This window comes from Acinetobacter lwoffii (assembly GCF_024129595.1).
Lineage (GTDB): Bacteria > Pseudomonadota > Gammaproteobacteria > Pseudomonadales > Moraxellaceae > Acinetobacter > Acinetobacter lwoffii_O.
Genome location: NZ_JAMXXS010000082.1, coordinates 1 through 1750, shown reverse-complemented (window position 1 = coordinate 1750; position 1750 = coordinate 1). Strand labels below are relative to the sequence as shown.

At 33.9% G+C, this 1750-nt stretch carries 1 protein-coding gene and 1 pseudogene; one reads left to right on the top strand and one right to left on the bottom strand.

Annotated elements, in window-relative coordinates; translation table 11 throughout:
- Positions 1-202 precede the first annotated feature (202 nt).
- Positions 203-1180 (top strand): TerC family protein, encoded by a 978-nt coding sequence (locus tag NI466_RS15730; protein ID WP_004761028.1) that lies wholly within the window; start codon positions 203-205, stop codon positions 1178-1180.
- Positions 1181-1450: 270 nt separating this feature from the next.
- On the opposite strand, the pseudogene NI466_RS15725 reads toward NI466_RS15730, so the two are convergent.
- A pseudogene (locus NI466_RS15725) lies at positions 1451-1660 on the bottom strand (recombinase family protein); the annotation flags it as partial.
- Between the last annotated feature and the right edge of the window lie 90 nt (positions 1661-1750).

The following is a 1750-nucleotide window of genomic DNA, read 5'->3' as shown; positions in this document are numbered from 1 at the left end:
TGTGCATTTTGTGATCAGATTAAATTTTTTAAGTAATTGATATTTATATTAATATACAAGTGTACTTCGTATAATCACCATTATGTTAAATGGGGGATTTATGAATTCTGAATATATCTTTATATGTAAATAAATATTGACAAGTATTATTGATAATGAGCATATCTTCTCATATAAGCACAAGTATATGCAGAGGAAAACTATGGACGTTCTATTTTCGAATTTTTTAGATAAACCTGTTTGGATGTGGATTTTCTTTATCCTTATTGTACTTGTCCTGCTTATTCTAGATCTTGGAGTATTTCATCGTAAGGTAAGAGAGATTGGTGTTAAAGAAAGCTTAGCACTATCAGCATTTTATATTACATTAGGTTTACTTTTCGGCGCATGGGTGTGGTGGTATCTCGGACCCACGGCAGGGATTAACTATGTAACCGGTTTTGTAATTGAAAAATCATTAGCGATGGATAATATCTTTGTCATTGCAATGATTTTTTCATATTTCTCGATACCAAGAATTTATCAGCATAGAGTCTTATTTTGGGGAATTATAGGTGTAATTTTTCTAAGAGCTATCATGATTGGCGTGGGCGCAACACTGGTTAGCCAATTTTCATGGGTTCTTTATATATTTGCAGCCTTTCTTATTTTTACAGGGATAAAAATGTGGCTAAGTGTTGATAAAGAATATGAAGTCGGAAATTCTCCTATTTTGAACTTTATTAAAAAAAGATTTCGTGTCACTGAGCAGCTTCATGCAGAGAAGTTCTGGGTGAAAAAGATTGATCCAAAAACTAACCAATTAACCTGGTTTATGACACCACTTTTTCTAGCCTTGATCATGATTGAATTTGTAGATCTGATCTTTGCAATAGATAGTGTTCCTGCGATTTTTGCGATTACGACAGATCCATTTATTGTTTATACTTCAAATATTTTCGCAATTTTGGGATTACGTGCTTTATATTTTGCCCTATCAGCAATGGTCGACCGCTTCCATTATTTGAAGTACGCATTAGCAGTATTGTTAGTCTTTATTGGATCAAAAATTTTTATAGCTGATGGATTAGGTATAGCAAAAATTCCACCGCCAGTCTCCCTTTCGATCACGTTCATCATCTTGTTTACAGGAATTCTATACTCTCTTTGGAAAACAAAAGATCAAAGTACTCATAGGTAAAAATTACAATCCTTTAAATAATTAATAGCTACCAATAAAACAGTGGCTGTTAATTATTCTGATTATAAGTTTTCCTAAAATTAACATAATACACCTTATACGAAATACTTGATATTTATCATTAAATTTCAGTATATTAGATCAAGCCGTTGTGGGGCATAGGGTACCAGAGCGGCTTTTTATTGATTATTTATGTTCCACGCTTAAAATTCGAACAATGTTTCATGATTTTTATAAGTTAAACTAAATTTAGTTGCCAATCCCAATAAGCTATTCACTAACTTGTAAATATCGGTATACCGCCTGACGACTAATCCCAAAAGCTTTTCCTAATGCCATTTTTGATGGATACTTCCCTTCCCTCCATGCTTGTCGTAAAGCTTCAGCTTGGTCAGGCTTTAGTTTATGCACCCGACCTTTGTACTTCCCCTGAGCAGAGGCGAGTTTTATTCCTTCCTTTTGCCGCTCTAAAATGATCTGGCACTGTTGCAAATAGAGATTTGAGTCGATGATGTTCCCTTTAAAAAGTACTTAGAGACCGAAAACCCTGTTGATTAGACACACTTCACC